A 20,559-nucleotide genomic window follows, 5' to 3' on the forward strand; every position below is an offset into this window, starting at 1 on the left:
TTAAAAAAACAGGTGCCCAAGGACACCCGTTTCCCTAATCGCGAACCGAACGAAAGTGTTTGATTTTCAGATTTTCAAAGACGGCTGTCCCGTTTTCGGCAAAGAGTGTGATGCCTGTATCATTGATGCCTGGGAATGCTAGATTTGAATGTGTCGTTTGGCCGTCATCAATAAATGTTTCAATCGTGTTTTTGTCTACGATAATCGTCAAATGAACTCTTTTTTTGTTCGGGTCAAAGGGGGCTCTGCTTTCAATAAACGTGCGGGTGCTGTCCGGCTGTCCAGTAGCTCCTCTATTCACATAAGAGTATCCGCCTTCAACAAAAATGCCTGTGTCGATATGACGCTTTCGATCTGCTGATTCCCTGAGCCTCAATCCCACATTTGTGAGATCAGACCATGTGATATCCGTTTCAAGCTGATAAGTGTCGCCTTTGACATGGAGCGTTTTTGAACCGGTCACCTTCATTTTTTCGAACTCATCGGTTGAAACGGTCAGCTCATCCAATTGGTCGATCGGCTGAGAGGCGAGAGTATAAGAATTGCCGCCTTTTCGTTTTAGTTGAATTTGGCGAACGATCGAATCGGTGCCGTTAAAACCTTCCCGCCATGTCGGCGTGCGGGTTGAATAATCCCAGTTGTTCATCCATGCCAAAGCATAGCGTTTGCCGTACGGGTCGCTGGCCTTACCGTCCTCAAACGTTACCCCCGCATACCAGTCAAAGCCGTAGTCCAGCCACTGGGGCTCTTCATCGTCTGCAGAGAATTCCGTTCCATTGAAGCTGCCTGTCCAGTATGCATACGTATTCGGTTTTCCGTCAGCTTTGCCATTGGCGCTGGCGCCAAGCACCCATTTGTATGTCCCGTCATCTGCACGCATCTTAAAGAGGTCAGGACATTCTATAATGCCGATATTCCGTGTCTGAAATCCTCCTGTATAGCGCCATTCTTTCAGGTTGGCAGATTCGTAAAAACCGATTTTCTCTCCTTCCGCAAGAACCATGACCCATTTATGATCCTGTTCATCCCAAATCACTTTCGGATCTCTGAAATCTACGGTGCCCGGATTTTGCAAAACCGGTTCATCACTGTAAGGCTTAAATGTTTTTCCTCCGTTTTTGCTGTACCATAAAAATTGCTCTTCTTTTCCGTTATCGGCCGAAGGCTGTGTCATGATGGCGATGACCGTGTCCTCGCCAAATCCCGCCGTGTTTTGTGAGTCGACAACAACCGAGCCGGACCATGGATCACCATTTTTGGTTGTATATTTCGGGATGGCGACACCTTCATCTTTCCAATGCACAAGGTCGTCTGACACCGCATGGCGCCACTCCGTCCCATTGCCGTCCGGATAATCGCGATTATAGAGATAATAGTAATGATATTCTCCATTGAAATAGACAGGCTTCTGTGGGTCGTTTTTCCATTTGTCAGGCGTTGTCAAATGGAATGCCGCCCGATATTCCGGAGTGCCCGAGTGTTCTCCTCTTTTTTCCGAGTCCCGGACTGAAGCCATCATCACCATGAAGATTCCAAGACAAACAGTTAAAATGCTGATCCGCTTATATACTGTTTTCTTCAAGCAAATTCCCCGCTTTATTTTCTTAGATGACATACGAAAAGAAAATGCCGATATTCACCGGCATTTTCCTCTGTTGATTTATTCGTTCACTGTTAATTGTCCCTGCGCAAGAATGCTGTTTTTGACAACGGATGTTTTCGATCCTTTGATCTTCAGCAAAAAGCTTGGTGCAAACGTGCTGTGGTGTTCGGTTGAAATACCTCTGTTTGTAATATAGCTCGTGATCACGACATTGTTGCCCTCGGCTTGCGGCACTGCAAAATGTGAGTAAGTAAATGTGATGTCATTGTAATCTTGATCCATGTGCAGCACAAGTCCGGTTTTGTTTAACGGTTTGAACGGTCCAGTTAAAGAATCGGATACATACCCGAGCATGTAGATGTCTTTTTCGCCGATGCCGTCGATGGTCATTTTTGAGCCCCTTGAGTCAGTGAACAGATACCATTTGCCATTCATTTTAAAGAGATTGGCGCGTTCGATTTCATCTGTCACTGTATTGGAAGCGATCAATGGCTTCATGACTTTTTTCAATGTATAATCATCGTTTAATTCAATGATTCCGAGCGCTCCATTTGCTAAAGAAGCATCCTTTTTCTTCGAACCGTTGAGCAGTTTGCTGCTTTCTTCCCTGAAGAAGTTCTTGCTTCCGCCGTAGTAGGTTCTGTTCAAGAGAGAATTTTCCCCTTGATAGCCGGTTTTTGTTCCTGTATTGGCTTCAAAAACGAGATATTTGTGGCCATGGTCTTCAACATAATGCGGATCTCTCATCGTATGGTTGTCGCCGGAACTGTAATTGCCTTCATCAATGAATTGCTGGATGTTTTGATAGACTGTGCCGTTACCGCCGTCAAAAACGGATTTGTAATCCTCGACACCTTCTATTTTCAGTGAATCGCGATCTGGCTGGGAGAAATTAACCTGTGCGGTCGCCAGTGTTTGTTTGCCGTATTGCTTGCCTGAAAAAGAAGTGTAAAACAATCTGACTTTTCCGTCTTTTGTCAGTGTTGCAGAGCCTGACCATTCCTGTGTTTGAAGTTTTAGGTATGGATCGTTGGGATCGAATTTATCGCTGTCCTTAAACACTTTGCCGGCGTTTTTCCAGCTGTTGATTGATTTTTCGCCTTCCTTTTTATAGAACATGTAGATGGATGTGTCATCGACATTATTCGGGTTGCCTGCTAAAGCAAAAACAAGCTGATAGCCATGGTATGTAGCGACTGTCCCGTCGGCGTTTTGCAACGGCCAGCTGTCCCACACGTCTAGATCAAACTGCTTTCCTGAACCGTCATAAGCTTTTGCCGAAGGAATGTTTTGAATCGTGTTTGCATCAAATTGAGGTACTTTAAATTGTTCACTCTTTTGCTGCTCAGGGATTTTCAGCATGTCTTTCCTTGTAATATGGGAAAATCCGTAGCTTTTTTTGTAATCTTTTGTTCCGCTTTCTTTTGCAAAAGCTTGCGGCGCTCCTCCAGCGAGCAATGCTGCTGCAAAGGTTAATGCTGTAGCTTTTTTTGCAATGTTTTTGATGTTCATCGAAATTCCTCCTTTTGATTTTTGATCGTGTGCATATGTCTTAAAAATAAGCTTCGCCCCATCATCACCCCTATTCGCAGGATTGCAACCCTTAAAAGAGCAGAAAAAAGACCTAAAATGTGTAAGGTTATGCACGGCGAAAGATAGACTTTGCCCTCTACACATTTTAGGTCTTGCCTGATGAACAGTAACAATCCCGACGTTATTGAATTACCATCATTCTAATATACTCATGTCTAGGACTCAACTGGTCTAAGTTCCTCTTTTATCATCCATTTTTTTGCAAATGACATCAATTATAAGTGAAAAGACACCTTTTTTATATGAATCTATAGTCCATATAAGGGGGGAAATCGTCAATCGCTGAAATCAATATACATCGGTATAGTTTCCCAAAAGGCGTCTGGAATCACGAGCTTTCGCTGATCATGTCTTGACAGGGTTGTTTGAATATCGGCCTCTTTTCCGGCTTGGACTTTTTGAAGCCATTCCGGATCCATCAGAAGTCCCCGCCCGATTCCGACGAGATCGGCTCCTGTTTCGAGCGCTTGAAGGGCGTCTTCCGGTGTGTGTACTTGCCCGGCTCCGATCAGGGGGATGCGGTCCCCGGCGGCTTCCTTGATCAGTTCCATCCTTGTGCGGGATCTGTCTGCACCACGGCGCGGGAAGGACCGGAAATCAATGAGAGAAACGTGCAGGTAATCCAATGCTTGTTCCCGCAGTACATTGACGAAAGACAACGTTTCATCCATCGTGATTCCAGGTGTTTCCGGCTCTTCGGGCGAAAATTTGTAGCCGATGATAAAGGATGGTTTATGGCAGCTTTCCGCTACGCGTCTGATTTCTTCTATGATCTGAAGCGGAAACCTCATCCGTTTTTCTAAAGTGCCGCCCCAGCTGTCATTGCGCCGGTTGTAATAAGGGGAGAAGAACTGATGGATGAGAAACCCGTTTGCACCGTGAATTTCGACTCCGTCAAACCCGGCTTCGATCGCTCTTCGCGCCGCCTGGCCGAAAGAATGGATAAGGTCTTGAATTTCTTGGTCAGACAGCGCTCTTGGTACAGGTGCATTCGGTTGATTCGGAGCGACAGCGCTGGCGCTGACTGTTCGTTCTATACCTTTGGCTCCGGAATGGAACAGCTGCAGGATTGCTTTTGCTCCGTGTTTCTTTAAAGTGGCTGCAAGCCGGGTTAATCCTGGGATTTGCTCATCGTTCTCAGCTCCGGGGATGCCGGGAAATCCGGTTCCGGGCTGTACGGTTGTCGCAGATGTGATGACCATCCCGACTTCTATTGCCCGCGCGGCATAATAGACCAGTTCGTCATCAGAAATGAATCCTCCCGGCAATGAGGATGAATGCCCCATTGGCGGCATGATGATCCTGTTTTTCAATTGGATTCCGTTTTTAAAAGTAAACGGGTTGAATAAGGAAGCGTATTGTTTTTTCATGTTTTTTTCTCCTTTTTGATATAACAATAGCAACCACCGGGAGGCTCCACAAGAACGCAATTTTTTTATATATGCTTTATAAAAATAAACCGTAAGATCGTTCTCTTGAATGCTCTGGCGTCCATATGGTAGGATCAAGTCAAAATTGGCGAATGAGGCAATGGAGGAATTGCTATGTATTCAGCTGTCGACCATAAAAAATGCTCTTCTTTAATTCAGGATGTATTGAAAATTTTCTCTGGCAAATGGTCATTTTTGGTTCTCGCCGAACTCATTCAGGGCAAGCGGCGATTCAACGAGCTCAGAAGGAACTTGGGAAACGTCAACACGAAAGGATTAACTGACACATTAAGACATCTTGAAGAAAGCGGTATGATTTCCCGGAAGGTGTTCCCAACGGTTCCTATTACTGTTGAATATGCATTAACAGAAAAAGGTAAAGCGTTCCACAGCATCTTTAAAGAGATGGCCGCGTGGGGGGAAAAGTGGATGGATGAACGTGAACGATAGCCGAAAAAATAACGAAACCCGACTTTTCAGAGTCGGGTTTTTTTCGATCTAAAATGATTTCAAAAGATGATCTCTGTATGTTTTCGCGCTTTCGGCGAGCTCGCTTTCACCGGTTGAACCGGCTCCGTAAAACACGTACGGCGGAAGATAGGTTGCGCTGATAAAATTGCTTGTCGCCTGAAAAGGGCGTAACAGTTCGCTGATGGAGTAGTGGTTCGAACCTCCTGCCTGATAGGCTTCTTCAGGAGCCCCCGCGGAAATTGCGACCATGAATTCCTTGCCGCGAAGCGCAGTCCCGTTTGTTCCATAAGCCCAGCCGTAAAGCAGGACATGATCCAGCCATTTTTTTAATAACGGTGGTGAACTGTACCAATAAAGAGGAAATTGAAATACGATCCGGTCGTGTTCTTCACAGAGACGTTGTTCTTTTTCCACGTCGATCATCTCGTCTGGATATTCCTTGTACATATCGCGGAAAGTAACAACCGGTTCGTCTTGCAGCCCTTTCGCCAAGGCTTTGTTCACAATCGACTGTTCCATATCCGGATGAAACGCCATCACTAATACTTTCATCTATTCATCACCTGCTTTCCATTTTCTTCATTCTAATAGATTCACCGCAGTCGGCACAACAAAAAAGCATCGCCCTCTGTCAAAGGAATCGTCAGGTGACAAAGGTCACTTTATATCCGGCATTTGGCGCATTGAGCCGAAAGGGAGGAGCCTCTTGATCCGAGTTTCTTCCTTTATATATGAACATGAGCAAAAAGTCTTTAAGCACTGAGTGGTTAAAGACCGCCATCTGAGTAAATAAGACAAACATGTGAAAACGGAGCTAAAGACGTATGTCATTCGGTTGATGGGAACATTATATAAATATGACAATTCGGAATTTTTAGCAGATTTGATTTGGATTGACTGATTGCTGCGTCAACTAAAGCATCTGTATGAAGGGTTTAAAGTCAAAAGCTCTTAAAAATGAATGAGTGCTGTAAACTAATGGTTTCTTGTCCTCATGAGGAAATTCTCAATCTCCTGAACGGTCAGTCCCATTTCTTTCGCTTCAAGCATAAGGGCTCTCCATTCGTCAATGTTGGCCTGTGTCAGCTCCCTGTTTCGGTAAAGGTGCCGCTCTTTCTTTTTTTGTTTGAGGCGGTGTGTAAATTGAAACAGTTCCTCCTGATTCATACCAGCTTGTACGGCCTGCACCAAATGGGTTCTCCACTCATCTTCATGCTCAGCCCGCCGGTAAAGGATGACTTCGGTATCGAACAGCTCCTTTAAATCAACTTTCAGCGCCCGGGAGATTTTTTTAAGAAATTCAACGGACGGGTTTCTGTGAACTCCGCGTTCAATTTTGCTTAAATACGATTTTGATACACCTGCTATATCCGCAAGCTGGTTGATGGAGTAGCCTTTTCTCTTACGGTACATTCGGATGACTTTCCCGATCATGCTCTTTCCTCCCCTTCCCCTAGCCATTCAGTTTAAAACGCTTACTTGTTCATTATAAGAAATTATTTGTTCTTTATAAAATTCAAAAATTTAAGATATCGACAGGAAACAAAAGAAAACGAACGAATTTGTTCTCTAAAAAGAACTATATAGCTAAATTCAGCATTTTTCAATTCAAATTTTTTCTTTTATAATCCAATCATTAACAAACGGCATTCCTGAGGAGGCAGTCAAGCATGAAGGAAAACATTAATTTTAGAGAACTGATTGCGATTATACGAAAAAGAACCGTTCTCATTCTTTTTTTGACAATATGTTCAACATTGACTTGCGGCATCTTTCAGTACTTTGTGCTGACCCCTGTCTATCAGGCATCAACGCAGATTTTAGTCAATGAGAAAAAGGGAAGTGCCACTTTCAGCGATATTCAAATCAACCTGCAATACACGAGAACGTTTCAGGCGCTGCTGAAAAACCCGGTGATTCTCGAACAAGTTAAAAAAGAGCTTGATTTGCCGTATTCAGCGGCCAGCTTAAGCGAGAAAATTACAACGAGCACTGAAAGCGAGTCGGAGATTATCAATATTAGCGTTCAAGATGAAAGCCAGAAAAGGGCGGCCGGAATCGCGAACACTTTAACGGCCGTTCTCAAAAAAGAGATCAAAAACATCATGAACACCGACCGTGTCACTGTGCTGTCAAAGGCTGAAGTCGTCGATTCTCCGAGTCCTGTCAGGCCGAATTACAAATTGAATATGCTGCTGGCGTTCGGTGCCGCTTTGATGACCGGAATCGCCTTGGCATTCTTCCTTGATTTTATCGACGACACGGTAGCGCGCCCGTCTCAAGTGGAAAAAGAGGCCGGGTTCATCTATTTGGGAAGCATTGAACAAATGAAACACAAAAAAAGCCGGTTCCGCGGAGATCACGATTCGAACATCCGCGTGAAAACGGGAAGGAGTGAGCCGCTTGGCTATTAGAAAAAAACGCTCTCGCAAATATCAGTCGGCACTTGTTGCCCTGCATCAGCCGAATGCCCCGATTGTCGAACAGTACCGGACGATCCGAACGAATATTGAGTTTTCTTCTTTTGAAAAGCCGTTCAAATCATTGCTCATCACTTCCGGCCTTCCAGGAGAAGGAAAGTCGTTTTCCGCCTCAAACTTGGCGGTTGTGTTTTCACAGCAGGAGAAAAAAGTTCTTTTGATTGATGCGGATTTAAGAAAGCCGACGATTCATAAGATCTTTGAGCTTAACAACCAGTCGGGGATGACGAATATTCTGATGAAAAAAACGTGTCTTGAACATGTCGTTCAAGAAAGCCAGGCGGAAAATCTCCATGTGCTGACAAGCGGTCCGATTCCGCCGAATCCGTCAGAGCTTCTCTCGTCCCAGGCTATGGAAGAGCTGCTTACAGAAGCGTACAGCCGATATGATCTGGTCATCTTTGACTCACCTCCGCTTTTGCCGGTGGCTGACGCGCAAATTTTGGCGAATCAAGTGGATGGCAGCGTTCTTGTCATCCTGAGCGGAAAAACAAAGCTCGATAACGCAATTAAGTCGCGGGATGCGCTTCATTCTTCAAAAAGCGAGCTGCTTGGCGCCGTCTTAAACGGACGGAAAGTGAAAAAAGCCCGTCAATATAATTACGCAACAATGTAATACATGGAAAGCGGCGCTGCCGCTTTCAGGCGATGTCTCCTTGCCTTTATCAATGGAGGCACTCGGCCCTGTTGTGGGCAGTTTTTTGAAGCTGCCTTAGATGCAAGTCGTCGCTGGCGGGGCGTGAGGACGGGTTAAATGCCCATTTTTATTGTATGTACTTTCTTATTTTAGATCCTAAAAATCGCCCGTATCTTTTTAGCTTATGGGATTTTACCTTAAAAAGATCCCATAAGCTAGAAAGATACATTAGGAGGTAGGAAATTGACATATCGGAGAAGGCTTTCCATTATTACCGCACTCGATTCGTACTTGGTTTTGCTGTCTATTTTCATCGGGTATCAGCTGATTTTGCCATCATATGATTTGTATCCTTCGGAAATGCTGCTGATGACCTCGTTGATTCTGCTTGCCGCCCAGCACTTATTCGCCCATTGTTTTCATCTTTATAAAAAAGTGTGGGAGTATGCGAGCATTGGAGAATTGTACATTCTTTTAAAATCGATCACCCTTTCACACCTGGTGACAATCGCAATTGAGCTGCTGATATTCCAAACCGTCCCCGTGCGCCTTTTATGCTTAAGCTGGCTTTTCCAGTTGCTGTTGATCGGCGGTTCACGGATGATGTGGCGGATCATCAGGGAACAGGTGAACAAGGAAAGCAAAGGCTCCGCAAGGGCGCTCATCATCGGAGCAGGTTCAGCCGGAAGCTTGATCGCAAAACAGCTCTTGCAGAAACCGGAATTGAATATTAAGCCTGTCGCATTCATTGATGACGACAAAACAAAATACCGGCTTGAAATCATGGGTCTGCCCGTTTTGGGCGGAAAAGAGCAAATTGTTGAAGCCGTCCGGCGATGGAATATCGACAGAATCATCATTGCCATCCCCTCGTTAAGCGTCACACAGATGCAGGAGATGTATAAAGCCTGTGCGCAGACAGGTGTAAAAACGCAAGTCATGCCGAAAATCGACGAGATTTTGCTTGGCAGGCATCCTGTCGGTCAGCTGCGCGATGTCAGAGTGGAGGATCTCCTCGGAAGGGAGCCTGTTCAGCTTGACACGAGCGAAATTTCCAATACCGTCAAGGACCGTGTCGTAATGGTGACGGGCGCCGGAGGTTCGATCGGCTCGGAAATTTGCCGGCAAATCAGCAAATTCAAGCCGAAATCGATCGTTTTGGTCGGTCATGGAGAAAACAGCATTCATTCGATATTGCTTGAGCTAAAAGAGAAATTCGGCCGAAATGTCAGTTATCATCCGGAAATTGCCGACATTCAGGACAGGGAAAAAATGTTTTTGCTGATGGAGCGCTATAAACCGAATGTCATTTACCATGCAGCTGCACACAAACATGTTCCGCTCATGGAACATTGTCCGAAAGAAGCGATCAAAAACAATATTCTGGGGACGAGAAATGTCGCCGAAGCCGCAGATGAAACCGGTGTGGAAACGTTTGTCCTCATCTCGTCGGACAAAGCGGTCAACCCCGCCAATATAATGGGGGCGACAAAACGGTTTGCGGAAATGCTGATTATGAATCTCGGCAAAACAAGCAAAACCAAGTTTGTCGCCGTCCGGTTCGGCAATGTGCTCGGCAGCAGGGGAAGCGTCATCCCGATCTTTAAAAAGCAAATCGCAAAAGGCGGTCCTGTCACCGTCACACACAAGGATATGACGAGGTATTTCATGACGATTCCCGAGGCCTCCAGGCTGGTGATTCAAGCGGGAGCGCTTGCCAAGGGAAGACAGATTTTTGTGCTCGACATGGGCGAGCCCGTGAAAATCGTCGACCTCGCCAAAAACCTGATACAGCTGTCAGGCTACACGACTGATCAAATCAAAATCGAATTTACCGGCATCCGCCCCGGCGAAAAAATGTATGAAGAACTGCTCAATCAAAATGAAGTGCTGGCTGAACAGGTATTTCCAAAAATCCATATCGGCAAGGCGGTTGATGTCGAATGGACGGTGTTGAAGGCCTTTATGGAAGAGTTTATGTATTTGCCTGACAACGAGCTGAGGGAGCGTTTGTTCAGCGCTATCGGACAGCATGAGAAAAAGCTGGTGACAGCGCACTAGGGGGACATGATCATGCCAAGAACGGTTTTGTTTTGCGCGACGGTTGACTACCACTTTAAAGCCTTTCACCTGCCATATTTAAAATGGTTTAAGGAACAGGGCTGGAACGTTCATGTAGCGGCAAAAGGGGAGATGACCCTTCCCTATGTCGACAAAAAATACGATATCGATATCAAGCGCTCTCCGCTTCAAGCGAGCAATTTGGCGGCCTATCGCGATCTCTCGCGGATCATAGATGAGAATGGCTACACTATCGTCCACTGCCACACGCCGATGGGAGGGGTGCTGGCCAGGCTTGCCGCCCGAAAGCAGAGAAAAACAGGAACAAAAGTGATCTATACGGCACATGGTTTTCATTTTTGCCAAGGTGCGCCTTTCAAAAATTGGCTGCTGTATTATCCGATTGAAAAAACGCTGTCTCGTTTGACCGATTGCCTGATAACGATCAATGAAGAAGATTTCCGCCTTGCGAAAGGTTTGTGTAAAACGATGCGCACGGAAAAAATCCACGGCATCGGAGTCGATACGAACCGGTTTCATCCTGTCGATGAAAAAGAAAAAATGCTGCTCAGAAGGAAACATGGATTCAATGAAGATGACTTTATCCTCATTTATCCGGCGGAGCTGAACACGAATAAAAATCAGGCGCTGCTCATCGAAACGGCAGCATGTTTAAAAGACAGGGCACCGAACCTGAAGCTCGTTTTTGCAGGCAAAGGGCAGATGGAAGAAAAGTACCGCAATCTGGCGGAACAAAAAGGCGTCGCTTCCACCGTCATATTTGCGGGCTTTCAAAAGGAGATTCACGAATGGATTCAGCTTGCAGATGTATCTGTCGCATCAAGCATCAGGGAGGGCCTCGGCATGAATCTGCTCGAAGGAATGGCCGCTGGAAAACCAGCCGTTGCAGCGGATAACCGCGGGCACCGGGAAGTCATTCAGGAGAGTGTCAACGGTTTTCTGATTCCGCAAGGAGATGCCGGAACGTTCAGCGACAGAATCTTGCAGCTTTATCGTTTGCCTGCACTGCGAAAACAGATGGGTGAGGCGGGAAGAAGGACGGCCGCCGCATATTCGGAGCAGCGTACGCTCAAAGAGATGGCCGGCATTTATTCTACCTTCATGGAAAACGAAGCAGCTGAAAGGAGGCAGAAAGGATGACGGACGGACAAAAGCCGAAAGTTTCTGTCATTATGGGAGTCTATAATTGTGAAGACACGCTTGCCGAAAGCATTGAGTCCATTTTGGACCAAACCTATAAAAATTGGGAACTGATTATTTGCGATGATGCTTCAACAGACCGCACTTATGAGATCGCGAGGACATACGCCGAGCATTACAGCGGTAAAATCAAACTGATCAGAAATGAGAAAAACAAGCGGCTGGCGGCGTCGTTAAACCATTGCCTCAAGTATGCGGAAGGAACATATATCGCGCGCCAGGACGGCGATGACATTTCTTTGCCGAGGCGATTTGAAAAACAGGTTGCGTTTTTAGAATCCCAGTCCCATTATCAGGTCGTCGGAAGCGGGATGATCGCTTTTGATGAAGAGGGTGTGAGAGGCGTCAGAATGATGCCGCCCTCTCCGGGACCAAGAATCATGGCGAAGGGGACCCCGTTTTGCCACGCGACGATCATGATGCGCACGGAAGCTTACCAGGCTCTTGAAGGATACCGTGTAGGCCGGCGAACAAGGAGAATGGAAGATATCGATCTTTGGCTCCGCTTTTTTGAAGCGGGCTTTCGGGGCTACAATCTTCAGGAAGCTTTGTACAAAGTAAGGGAAGACGAATCGGCGTTTAAAAGGAGAAAGCTCAGCTATTCCATCGATAATGCCTGTATTGTCTTGACGGCGTGCAGACGGCTGAAACTGCCGCTTTCGGACTATGTATATGTATTGAAACCGATCATCAGGGGGCTCATGCCACCTTTTGTCATGAACAAATATCATAAAAAAAGATTGATGAATGAAGGCGGAGGGGTCGTAAAACATGAGTGACGGAAGCGCGAGACCAAAAAGGGTGCTTCACATCGTCAGCGGAATGAACCGAGGCGGTGCGGAGACGATGATTATGAACATGTACCGCCATACAGACCGGCGCCATGTTCAATTTGATTTTATTTCCCACCGGGAGGAAACGTGTGACTATGATCCTGAGATCATCCGCCGCGGCGGCCGCGTCTTCTATGTGCCGAGCATCGGCCAATCCGGTCTGATGTCCTATATCAAAAACGTCAGGGACATTTTAATAGAAAAAGGCCCGTATTCGGCCGTGCACGCCCACACGGATTTTCAGACGGGCTTCGCCGCTTTGGCGGCAAAGCTTGCCGGTGTTCCCGTCCGGATCTGCCATTCCCATAATACGGCCTGGAAGCCGAATCCCCGGCTGTGGGATACGGTTCAGCTTCACATATTCCGCCGCCTGATCCTCTCTTATTCTACGGCTCTATGCGCCTGCGGCCGTGATGCCGGCCGGTTTTTGTTCGGCGGAAAAAAGATGAGGAACAAAGCGGTTCATCTTTTGCAAAACGGGATTGACCTTGACCGTTTCAGAGAAACGAACAGCCTTGCAAAAGCGGAGATCAAAAGAAGATTCGGCATTCGGGAAAACACAATGGTCATCGGACATGTCGGCCGGTTTTTCGAGCAGAAAAACCACGCGTTTCTGCTTGATCTCACAGCACATTTGAAGAACTCGGGCATCTCCTTTCAAGCGGTTTTCGCGGGAGACGGCCCGCTGCGCCCGCAAATAGAAGAAAAAGCGGCCCGTCTCGGTTTGGAAGGCGATATTCATTTTCTCGGGGTTGTCGAAGACATTCCGGCGCTCATGCAGACGTTTGACGTTTTCGTCATGCCTTCTTTATTTGAAGGGCTGCCGCTCGTTCTCGTAGAAGCGCAGGCTTCAGGTCTTCCTTGCGTTGTGTCCGACAACATTACGGAGGAGACGGATTTGGGCCTCGGTTTGTTGCAGAGGGTGAGCCTTGAAACGGGTTTTGAGCGGTGGACGGAAGAAATCGTTCGCGCGGTGCAGACGGAAAAGCCGCGCTGGCCGGATATTCAGCACAGCTTGACGGAAAGAGGCTATGACGCGAAGGCCAACTTAATGAGACTGATGAATATCTATTCGATCCCCGCTCAAGAAGGACAGTAAATCATGGCTGTTTATATGTTGAATTTGGGGGTCGTTTTTATCTGGTCATGGTTTGCGAAAATGTACGGCAGAGAAGATCACAGACTCGCGACAGGCTATCGGCCGAATGCGATTCTTGCCATCATCCCGCTTATGTCATTGATCATTGTTGCCGGATTAAGATACAAGGTCGGGACGGATTACCAAACGTATATGCTGCTTTATGAATTGGCAGGCAAATACAAGAGCATAGGGGAGATCTTCGGATTCGGCGCCGCCAAAGCGTCGACAGATCCCGGATTTACAGCGCTTTTATGGATCTTGAATAAGATCACGGACGACCCGCAGATCATGTTTGTCACTGTGGGCGCGATCACCTACATTTTGATCGTCCGGACGCTTTATGTATACGCACGGCCGTTTGAACTGGGCATGTTTTTATTCATCGGCATGTTTTACTACTATGCCTCATTTAATGGCATCCGCCAGTATATGGTCGCAGCCGTTCTGTTTTGGGCGGTCAAATATCTGATCAGGGGAAACTGGCTCCGCTATACCATGATCGTGCTGATCTGCTCGCTCTTTCATTCTTCGGCATTGATCATGATTCCGGTCTATTTCATTGTCAGAAGAAAAGCGTGGTCGCCTGTTCTCGGCTGTCTGACTCTTCTGTTTTTGGCGGGGACTTTTTTATATCAAAAATTTCTTTCCGTATTCCTCGTCGTTCTGGAAAACAGCTCCTACGGACACTATGAAGAGTGGCTGATGAGAAACACAAACGGGATGAACGCGATTAAAATCATCGTTCTTCTTCTCCCGCTCGTGCTCGCTTTCATCTGCAGGGAGCAGCTGCGAAAGCACTGGCCTGAGATCGATTATATCGTCAACCTTTGTCTGATCGGATTATTGTTCGGGATTTTGGCGACAAAGGATGTCATTTTTGCGAGGTTCAACATTTACTTTGGCCTTTATCAGCTGATTCTCGTTCCATATTTTGTGCGGATTTTTGAGCCGAAATCGAATGCGCTTCTTTATGTTTTGATTTTGATCTGTTATTTCTTATACAGTTTTATGCTCATGCCGTTCGATTCTTCGGTGCTCCCGTACAGAACGATCTTTGAACGGTGAGCGATAGTAGATCAGGCCGGGCGGATTGATTCCGTCTTGTGAAAAATGTCGACAAAGGAGTAATCATATTGGAAAATCCAGCAGTTAGTCTACTGGTCGCAGTATATAATACAGAAGCTTTTTTGCCGAATTGTTTACAATCGCTGGTCAGCCAGACCTTAAAAAACATTGAAATCATTATCGTCAATGACGGTTCGACGGATGGAAGCCAGAAGATTATCGACCACTTTGCCAAAAAAGACAGCCGCATCAAAACGATCGTTCAGGAAAATCAAGGCCTCGGCGCTGTCCGGAATAAAGGCATTGAAGCGGCAGCAGGGGAGTACTTGGCTTTCATCGATTCGGATGACTGGATTGAAGCGGACTATTGCCGGTCCATGTATGAAAAAGCACAAGCCGAAGACGCCGATCTCGTCATCTGCGATTACGCGGTAGACATTCAGGATACGGAGAAAACGGTCTATCCCGAAATCGCCAAAACATACGCAGGAAAGCCGAAGGATGCCTTCATCAAAGATCTCCTGAGGGGGAAAGTGAGCGGTTTTTCCTGGAATAAACTTTACAGACGGAGGCTGATTGAACAGCATCAGCTCGTTTTTCCGCTTCGGGACGAACTTGAAAATATCGAAGATCAATATTTCAGCTTTAGATGCCTGCTCTATGCGAATGCTGCGGTGTTTGTGGAACAGCCGCTTTATCATTACAGGGTTCACCTGTCTTCGATTGTCCAAAAGTATCAGGCGGGGCTGTTTGACGACGGGCTTGCCCTTTATGAAGCCAACATGGATTGCCTGACAAAGCGCGGGGAGCTCCCGGCTTTAAAGGAGGAACTGCAGGTCTTTCTCATCAACCACGGCTGCAACAGCATTTTGAATGAAGTCAAGAGCAGAAACAAAAGCCCTTCGGCTGAGAAATATAAAAACATCCGCCGTATTTGTACGTGTCCCGAATTCAGAGGGAAAATACCAGCCGTCGATTTGACGGCTTTTGATTCAAAGAAAAAGCTGCTTCTTTTGCTGGTTCGCTGGCGGCTGATTCCGGCCGTGTATGGATTCGCAGCAATCTATCAGAAAATGATCGAGTACAGAATGAAAAAATAGGCGGTGAGGACATGACCTTTCAGGAATGGAAAATCAATCTCGCGGAGTGGCTTCTGCTGAAGGTGAAATATCCTTCGGAATATATGATGGGAACGCCGGGGTTAAAGCGGTTTGAGCAATACAAAGGCAAGAAGAAAATCATTCTGACTTTAATTCCTTCCCATGATAATTTGGGCGATCATGCCATTGCCCTGGCAAGCAGGACATTCGTAGAAAACGAGTTTGCCGATTTTGAAGTCATTGAGATTGGCATCAATGAGATTTATAAACACGCCAAAGCGCTGAGGCGCATCCGTCATCCCGAGGATATGGTGTTCATCATCGGCGGCGGCAATATGGGCGATTTATACAGACATGAGGAATGGACAAGGCGCTTCATCATGAAGAAGTTTAAGCATTATAAAATCGTTCAGCTGCCGGCCACTGCCCATTTTTCTGAAACGCCTTACGGTCAAAGGGAATTGAAGAGGGCGAAAAAGATCTATAATGCCCATCCGCGCCTCCTGATGATGGCGCGCGATGAGACAACCTATCAATTTATGAAACGGCATTTTTCAAAGCAAACGATTTTGAAGCAGCCCGATATGGTGCTCTATTTAAAAAAAGAGCAGCAAACTGAACGGGACGGTGTATTCGTTTGTTTGCGGGAAGATAAGGAGAGCTTTCTCAAACCGGAAGAGCGGAAAACGCTCCTTTCGGCTGTTCGCGACGAGTATGGGGAGGCTAAAACGTTTACGACGACGATCGGCAAACGGGTCAGCCGCGTCTCGCGCGAAAAGGAGCTCAATCAGCTTTGGAATCGGCTGAGAGGCGCAGAGGTAGTCGTCACAGACCGGCTCCACGGCATGATCTTTTGCGCGATTACAGGAACTCCTTGTGTTGTGATCCGTTCGTTTGACCATAAGGTTGTTGAAGGGTTCCGCTGGCTGCAACATGTTCCGTTCATGAAGCTTGTGGAGAATCCGAACACAGGGGAGGTCCTCCGCGCGATTGAAGAATTGATCAAAAACGATTCATCGTATCAAGAACCACCGTCAAGGGACCATTATTTTATCAATCTAAGACAAAAAATCATAGGTGATATCAAATGAGGCCATATGTCAGTATCATTGTTCCAATGTACAATGTCGAAGATTATATCGAAGAATGTGTCAATTCATTGCTCAGACAGACGCTGAAGAATATTGAAATCATCCTCGTCGATGACGGATCTCCCGATAGATCGGGTGAGATCGCGAGACGATATTGCGGACAGGACGCCAGAGTCAAAGTGATCCACAAAAAGAACGGGGGGCTCAGTTCAGCAAGAAATGCGGGTCTCCAGGCGGCGACGGGTGACTATGTCGGGTTTGTCGACGGAGATGACTATGTCGCGGCGGAGATGTTTGAAAACATGTACGCGGCCGCCAAGGAAGATGATCTTGATATCGTGATGTGCGGTTATCATAAATGCTACGGCAAGGAGCAAGCCTATTTTCCGCCTTCATTGCCGGCAGGACGCCTGCTTTTAAGCTGGGATATTAAACGCGCGCTGAAAAAGGCGCACGAAACCCAGTTTATCTGGTATGTGTGGCGGAATCTGTACAAGCGCCGCATGCTGAAAGAAAACGAGCTGTATTTTTATGAAGATATTCGCTTTGCAGAAGATTCGCCGTTTAATCTTTATGCTTTTTATGCCGCCAAACGGGTGAAGGCGATCGATGAAGGCTATTACATGTACAGATCGAATCCGCAAAGCCTGACGGAGATCCCTTATAAACCGTATATGGATGAAAGCCTGAAAAGGCAATTTCGGGCGAAAAAGAGGTTTTACGAGACTTTTGAGCTGCTGGATGAATGTGCTGACGATCTGCAAACATACATGTGCAAGCACCAGATTCCGATGCTTCTGGCCAATGCCTGCGCCGAACCGAAGCCTTCAAAGCAGGTGAGGCGTCATATTAAAGACATCCTCTCTTATCGGATGGTGCAGTCATGTATCAAATCAACGTCCATTCGCAATGAAAAGCTCTTAATCGGTCAACGTCTCGTCTTGCTGTTGTGCAAGCTGAACGTTCCGTTCCTGCTCGAACTGTTTTTTAAACGAAATCTGCCCAGTAAGGGATGAGCCTTTTGAATAAGACCTTTTTCTTGAATCTCGGCGCCAATATGGCGTACTTTGTGTTATCCGTGCTGTTTTCAATGTGGCTGACTCCGTTTGTGATCAAAAACCTCGGGGTGGAGGCATTCGGTTTCGTTAATTTAACGCAAAATATGATCAATTATTTTTCGATTATCACGGTCGCCCTGAGCGCGGTCGTTGTCCGCTTTTTTTCGATTCATGCCCACAGGGGGGCGCTCGCTGAAGCGCGGGGCTATATGAATACTTACATTGTGTCATCGCTAGTCCTTGCCCTTGTCTTGCTTGTGCCGCTCTCCGGAACAGTGTTTTTTGTCGACAAGATCATCCGCGTGCCCGCCAGCCTCCTGGGAGATGTGCAAATCGCCCTGTTGATCGGCAGCATGCTATTTTTACTCACCTTTTTCATGTCGGGGTTTGCCGCCGGGCCGTTCTTCGCCAATAAAATCTATATCACGAGCTCGATCCAGGCCGTCCAAATGCTCATCCGCGTTGTGAGCGTACTGTGCATTTTCTCATGGTTTGCGCCGAAAATCTGGCACATTCAGCTTGCGACTCTGATCGCTGCAGTCTCGGCGTCCATTTTATCGATTCTGTTTTTTAAAAAATTAATTCCGTGGTATAGGTTTCGCGTCAAGGATATGTCGCTGAAAAAATGCAAGAAGCTGCTGCAGGCTGGGGGATGGAGCTCTGTCAGCCAGATCGGTGTGCTGCTTTTTCTGCAAATCGACTTGATGGTCGCCAATGTTATGCTGGGCGTTTCAGCGTCCGGGATGTATGCGGCGATCATACAGTTTCCGCTGTTAATACGGACGATGTCAGGCACGCTCGCCGCCGTTTTTTCACCGACGATTACGCTTTATTATTCAAAAGGCGACAAAAAAGGGCTTGTCCGCTACGCCAATCAGGCCGTCAGGTTTAACGGAATTCTGCTCGCTTTGCCGGCGGCGCTCTTGGGCGGGCTTGCCGGTCCGTTTCTTACGCTTTGGCTCGGCCCTTCATTCGAGCATTTAAAATGGCTGTTATTGATACATGCCGGATACTTGGTTGTTTCATTAAGCCCGGCGCCGCTTTTTTACATTTTCACAGCTTACAACAAGCTGAAAACGCCGGCTTTGACAACGGTCGCCTTCGGAGGCTGCAACTTGCTCTTGGCTATTGTTTTGAGCGGTCCTGCAGGCCTTGGGCTTTACGGGATTGCAATTTCCGGAGCTGTTGCCTTAATGCTGAAAAACGTTGTCTTCACGCCGATTTACGCATCGATCATCACAGGCGAGAGAAAACGGGTTTTCTATAGAGGGATTTACGCGCCGCTTGCCGGAGCTTCCTTTACATTGGGCGTGCTGTTTGCCATGCAGTTCTTTTTTTCGATCGACAGCCTGCTTTCCCTGATCATGACGGCGCTTGCGGCATCCGGAGCGTATGTGTTGTTTGCCTATTTTGTCATGTGTACGAAAGAAGAACGCCATGCCTTGTCAGCCAAGCTGCAGGCATTTCGGGCTTCGGCATCGATCCCTTTTCAGAAGGGATTTTTTAAATAAACGAAAGGGGTGCGGTTTCATGAAAGCGAAACGTTTTTTCGATCTTGTATGCGCGGTCATTTTGCTGATTGCTCTCAGTCCGGCCATGCTTTTCACAGCTTGTCTCATCAGGTGGAAAATCGGCTCGCCTGTCTTATTTCGCCAAACCCGTCCGGGACTGAACGGCGAACCTTTTACATTATATAAGTTCAGGACGATGACTGATGAAAGGGATGAAGCGGGAAACCTGCTCAGCGACGAAATCCGGCTGACAAAAACGGGCAGGCTGATCAGAAAAACGAGCCTGGATGAACTGCCGCAGCTGATCAATGTCATCAAAGGCGATCTCAGTCTTGTCGGGCCCCGTCCGCTTTTGATGGAGTATATTCCCCTTTATACAAAAAGGCAGTGGAGACGGCACGAAGTCAGACCGGGCATCACAGGCTGGGCGCAAATCAACGGCAGAAACAAAGTGACATGGGAAGAAAAATTTGAGCTCGATGTCTGGTATGTGGATCACCGGTCTTTTTTGCTTGATCTGAAAATCCTTTTGCTGACCGTCGGCAAAGTGCTGAAATCTGAAGGCGTCAGCCAGGACCGCCATGTGACGGCGGAAAAATTCACAGGAAGAAGGAATGCCTGATGCAAGCAATCGTGATTATCGGAGCCGGCGGCCACGGAAAGGTCATCAAGGACATCGTTGAAGAGTGTCCGGATCTGTCGCTTGCCGGCATTCTCGATGACCGGTTCGAGTCGCTTGCTCGTAAAAACGGCTTGTATTATGGATCTGCACATGCGACAGGCGAGATGCTGCGCTTCTTTCCGGATGCGAAATTTATCATAGCTGTCGGCAGAAATGAAGTGAGAAAAAAGCTATTTGAAAGCCTCGGCCTTCCGCTGGAGCGGTATGCGGTGCTCGTTCACCCGTCTGCTGTCATCAGCAGCTCGGCCCGAATTGAAAACGGAACGGTTGTGATGGCGAAAAGCGTCATCCAAGCTGACGCCCATATCGGGATGCACAGCATTATCAATACCGGTGCGATCGTCGAACATGACAATCGAATTGGCGACTATGTCCACCTTTCACCGGGAACGATTTTGACCGGAGGCGTAACCGTTATGGATGAGGCGCATGTCGGAGCGGGAACGGTCGTCATTCCTGGAAAAAGGCTCGGGCGGAGAAGCGTGACGGGAGCCGGCGCTGCGGTGATTGACGATATTCCTGATGATTCAACAGCAGTCGGTGTTCCTGCAAGAGCAATCAAATCACAGTTGTAAAAAGGGT

The 20,559-nt window shown here is 47.1% G+C and carries 19 protein-coding genes; 14 read left to right on the top strand and 5 right to left on the bottom strand.

Features of this window, described 5'->3' with window-relative positions; genetic code table 11:
• Positions 1 to 34: 34 nt before the first annotated feature.
• From M654_RS03850 to M654_RS03860, 3 genes are all read right to left on the bottom strand, one after another.
• Complete coding sequence (locus M654_RS03850; RefSeq protein WP_026588861.1) at positions 35 to 1,582, bottom strand: glycoside hydrolase family 32 protein; 1,548 nt, start codon at positions 1,580 to 1,582, stop codon at positions 35 to 37.
• A 78-nt stretch (positions 1,583 to 1,660) separates the two neighbouring features.
• Entirely contained in the window at positions 1,661 to 3,115 is a 1,455-nt protein-coding gene (locus tag M654_RS03855; RefSeq protein ID WP_026588860.1) for a glycoside hydrolase family 68 protein, read from the bottom strand.
• A 356-nt stretch (positions 3,116 to 3,471) separates the two neighbouring features.
• Complete coding sequence (locus tag M654_RS03860; RefSeq protein ID WP_026588859.1) at positions 3,472 to 4,566, bottom strand: NADH-dependent flavin oxidoreductase; 1,095 nt, start codon at positions 4,564 to 4,566, stop codon at positions 3,472 to 3,474.
• A 174-nt stretch (positions 4,567 to 4,740) separates the two neighbouring features.
• On the opposite strand from M654_RS03860, the gene M654_RS03865 reads away from it, so the two are divergent.
• Positions 4,741 to 5,076: a winged helix-turn-helix transcriptional regulator gene (locus M654_RS03865; RefSeq protein ID WP_026588858.1), complete on the top strand. Its 336-nt coding sequence runs from the start codon at positions 4,741 to 4,743 to the stop codon at positions 5,074 to 5,076.
• Positions 5,077 to 5,124: 48 nt separating this feature from the next.
• Here M654_RS03865 and M654_RS03870 read toward each other — a convergent pair whose 3' ends face one another.
• Both M654_RS03870 and slrR read right to left on the bottom strand, forming a co-directional pair.
• Positions 5,125 to 5,649: an NAD(P)H-dependent oxidoreductase gene (locus tag M654_RS03870; RefSeq protein WP_026588857.1), complete on the bottom strand. Its 525-nt coding sequence runs from the start codon at positions 5,647 to 5,649 to the stop codon at positions 5,125 to 5,127.
• A 423-nt stretch (positions 5,650 to 6,072) separates the two neighbouring features.
• Complete coding sequence (slrR, locus tag M654_RS03875; protein ID WP_026588856.1) at positions 6,073 to 6,531, bottom strand: HTH-type transcriptional regulator SlrR; 459 nt, start codon at positions 6,529 to 6,531, stop codon at positions 6,073 to 6,075.
• Positions 6,532 to 6,767: 236 nt separating this feature from the next.
• Between slrR and M654_RS03880 the strand changes: the two genes are divergently transcribed.
• The 13 genes from M654_RS03880 to M654_RS03940 all read left to right on the top strand — a co-directional run bounded on the left by M654_RS03880 (position 6,768) and on the right by M654_RS03940 (position 20,552).
• Positions 6,768 to 7,511, top strand: coding sequence for a YveK family protein (locus tag M654_RS03880; protein WP_026588855.1), 744 nt, complete (start codon positions 6,768 to 6,770; stop codon positions 7,509 to 7,511).
• A complete protein-coding gene (locus M654_RS03885) occupies positions 7,501 to 8,193 on the top strand; it encodes a CpsD/CapB family tyrosine-protein kinase (RefSeq protein WP_179115685.1) in 693 nt (230 codons plus the stop codon). Before M654_RS03880 ends, M654_RS03885 begins: the two co-directional genes overlap by 11 nt.
• 264 nt (positions 8,194 to 8,457) lie before the next feature.
• On the top strand, positions 8,458 to 10,275 hold the full coding sequence (locus M654_RS03890; RefSeq protein WP_035428503.1) for a polysaccharide biosynthesis protein: 1,818 nt from the start codon (positions 8,458 to 8,460) through the stop codon (positions 10,273 to 10,275).
• Positions 10,276 to 10,287: 12 nt separating this feature from the next.
• Positions 10,288 to 11,436: a glycosyltransferase family 4 protein gene (locus tag M654_RS03895; RefSeq protein WP_026588852.1), complete on the top strand. Its 1,149-nt coding sequence runs from the start codon at positions 10,288 to 10,290 to the stop codon at positions 11,434 to 11,436.
• Positions 11,433 to 12,275 (top strand): glycosyltransferase EpsE, encoded by an 843-nt coding sequence (locus M654_RS03900; protein WP_026588851.1) that lies wholly within the window; start codon positions 11,433 to 11,435, stop codon positions 12,273 to 12,275. Before M654_RS03895 ends, M654_RS03900 begins: the two co-directional genes overlap by 4 nt.
• Positions 12,268 to 13,428 carry a glycosyltransferase family 1 protein gene (locus M654_RS03905; protein WP_026588850.1) on the top strand — a complete coding sequence of 387 codons (1,161 nt, stop codon included), beginning with the start codon at positions 12,268 to 12,270 and terminating at the stop codon, positions 13,426 to 13,428. Before M654_RS03900 ends, M654_RS03905 begins: the two co-directional genes overlap by 8 nt.
• A 3-nt stretch (positions 13,429 to 13,431) precedes the next feature.
• Positions 13,432 to 14,535, top strand: coding sequence for a biofilm exopolysaccharide biosynthesis protein EpsG (locus M654_RS03910; protein WP_026588849.1), 1,104 nt, complete (start codon positions 13,432 to 13,434; stop codon positions 14,533 to 14,535).
• 68 nt (positions 14,536 to 14,603) lie between these two features.
• Positions 14,604 to 15,635: a glycosyltransferase gene (locus M654_RS03915; protein ID WP_026588848.1), complete on the top strand. Its 1,032-nt coding sequence runs from the start codon at positions 14,604 to 14,606 to the stop codon at positions 15,633 to 15,635.
• A gap of 11 nt (positions 15,636 to 15,646) precedes the next feature.
• Positions 15,647 to 16,726, top strand: a complete 1,080-nt coding sequence (locus tag M654_RS03920; RefSeq protein ID WP_026588847.1) for a polysaccharide pyruvyl transferase family protein — start codon at positions 15,647 to 15,649, stop codon at positions 16,724 to 16,726.
• Positions 16,723 to 17,742 carry a glycosyltransferase gene (locus M654_RS03925; RefSeq protein WP_026588846.1) on the top strand — a complete coding sequence of 340 codons (1,020 nt, stop codon included), beginning with the start codon at positions 16,723 to 16,725 and terminating at the stop codon, positions 17,740 to 17,742. Before M654_RS03920 ends, M654_RS03925 begins: the two co-directional genes overlap by 4 nt.
• A complete protein-coding gene (locus tag M654_RS03930) occupies positions 17,739 to 19,295 on the top strand; it encodes an MATE family efflux transporter (RefSeq protein WP_236251198.1) in 1,557 nt (518 codons plus the stop codon). The genes M654_RS03925 and M654_RS03930 overlap by 4 nt, the downstream gene beginning before the upstream one ends.
• 19 nt (positions 19,296 to 19,314) lie before the next feature.
• On the top strand, positions 19,315 to 19,917 hold the full coding sequence (locus tag M654_RS03935) for a sugar transferase (RefSeq protein WP_026588844.1): 603 nt from the start codon (positions 19,315 to 19,317) through the stop codon (positions 19,915 to 19,917).
• Positions 19,917 to 20,552 carry an acetyltransferase gene (locus M654_RS03940; protein WP_026588843.1) on the top strand — a complete coding sequence of 212 codons (636 nt, stop codon included), beginning with the start codon at positions 19,917 to 19,919 and terminating at the stop codon, positions 20,550 to 20,552. Before M654_RS03935 ends, M654_RS03940 begins: the two co-directional genes overlap by 1 nt.
• The last annotated feature ends 7 nt before the right edge of the window (positions 20,553 to 20,559 follow it).

The organism is Bacillus sp. NSP9.1 (assembly GCF_000465465.2).
Lineage (GTDB): Bacteria > Bacillota > Bacilli > Bacillales > Bacillaceae > Bacillus > Bacillus sonorensis_A.

What these genes read in the sequence shown, in the direction of transcription:
- M654_RS03895 (WP_026588852.1), top strand. Translation starts at nt 10,288, where the DNA reads ATGCCAAGAACGGTTTTGTTTTGCGCGACGGTTGACTACCACTTTAAA.
- M654_RS03925 (WP_026588846.1), top strand. Translation starts at nt 16,723, where the DNA reads ATGAGGCCATATGTCAGTATCATTGTTCCAATGTACAATGTCGAAGAT.
- M654_RS03940 (WP_026588843.1), top strand. Translation starts at nt 19,917, where the DNA reads ATGCAAGCAATCGTGATTATCGGAGCCGGCGGCCACGGAAAGGTCATC.
- slrR (WP_026588856.1), bottom strand. Translation starts at nt 6,531, where the DNA reads ATGATCGGGAAAGTCATCCGAATGTACCGTAAGAGAAAAGGCTACTCC.
- M654_RS03930 (WP_236251198.1), top strand. Translation starts at nt 17,739, where the DNA reads ATGAGCCTTTTGAATAAGACCTTTTTCTTGAATCTCGGCGCCAATATG.
- M654_RS03860 (WP_026588859.1), bottom strand. Translation starts at nt 4,566, where the DNA reads ATGAAAAAACAATACGCTTCCTTATTCAACCCGTTTACTTTTAAAAAC.
- M654_RS03855 (WP_026588860.1), bottom strand. Translation starts at nt 3,115, where the DNA reads ATGAACATCAAAAACATTGCAAAAAAAGCTACAGCATTAACCTTTGCA.
- M654_RS03935 (WP_026588844.1), top strand. Translation starts at nt 19,315, where the DNA reads ATGAAAGCGAAACGTTTTTTCGATCTTGTATGCGCGGTCATTTTGCTG.
- M654_RS03910 (WP_026588849.1), top strand. Translation starts at nt 13,432, where the DNA reads ATGGCTGTTTATATGTTGAATTTGGGGGTCGTTTTTATCTGGTCATGG.
- M654_RS03880 (WP_026588855.1), top strand. Translation starts at nt 6,768, where the DNA reads ATGAAGGAAAACATTAATTTTAGAGAACTGATTGCGATTATACGAAAA.
- M654_RS03870 (WP_026588857.1), bottom strand. Translation starts at nt 5,649, where the DNA reads ATGAAAGTATTAGTGATGGCGTTTCATCCGGATATGGAACAGTCGATT.
- M654_RS03905 (WP_026588850.1), top strand. Translation starts at nt 12,268, where the DNA reads ATGAGTGACGGAAGCGCGAGACCAAAAAGGGTGCTTCACATCGTCAGC.
- M654_RS03920 (WP_026588847.1), top strand. Translation starts at nt 15,647, where the DNA reads ATGACCTTTCAGGAATGGAAAATCAATCTCGCGGAGTGGCTTCTGCTG.
- M654_RS03865 (WP_026588858.1), top strand. Translation starts at nt 4,741, where the DNA reads ATGTATTCAGCTGTCGACCATAAAAAATGCTCTTCTTTAATTCAGGAT.
- M654_RS03900 (WP_026588851.1), top strand. Translation starts at nt 11,433, where the DNA reads ATGACGGACGGACAAAAGCCGAAAGTTTCTGTCATTATGGGAGTCTAT.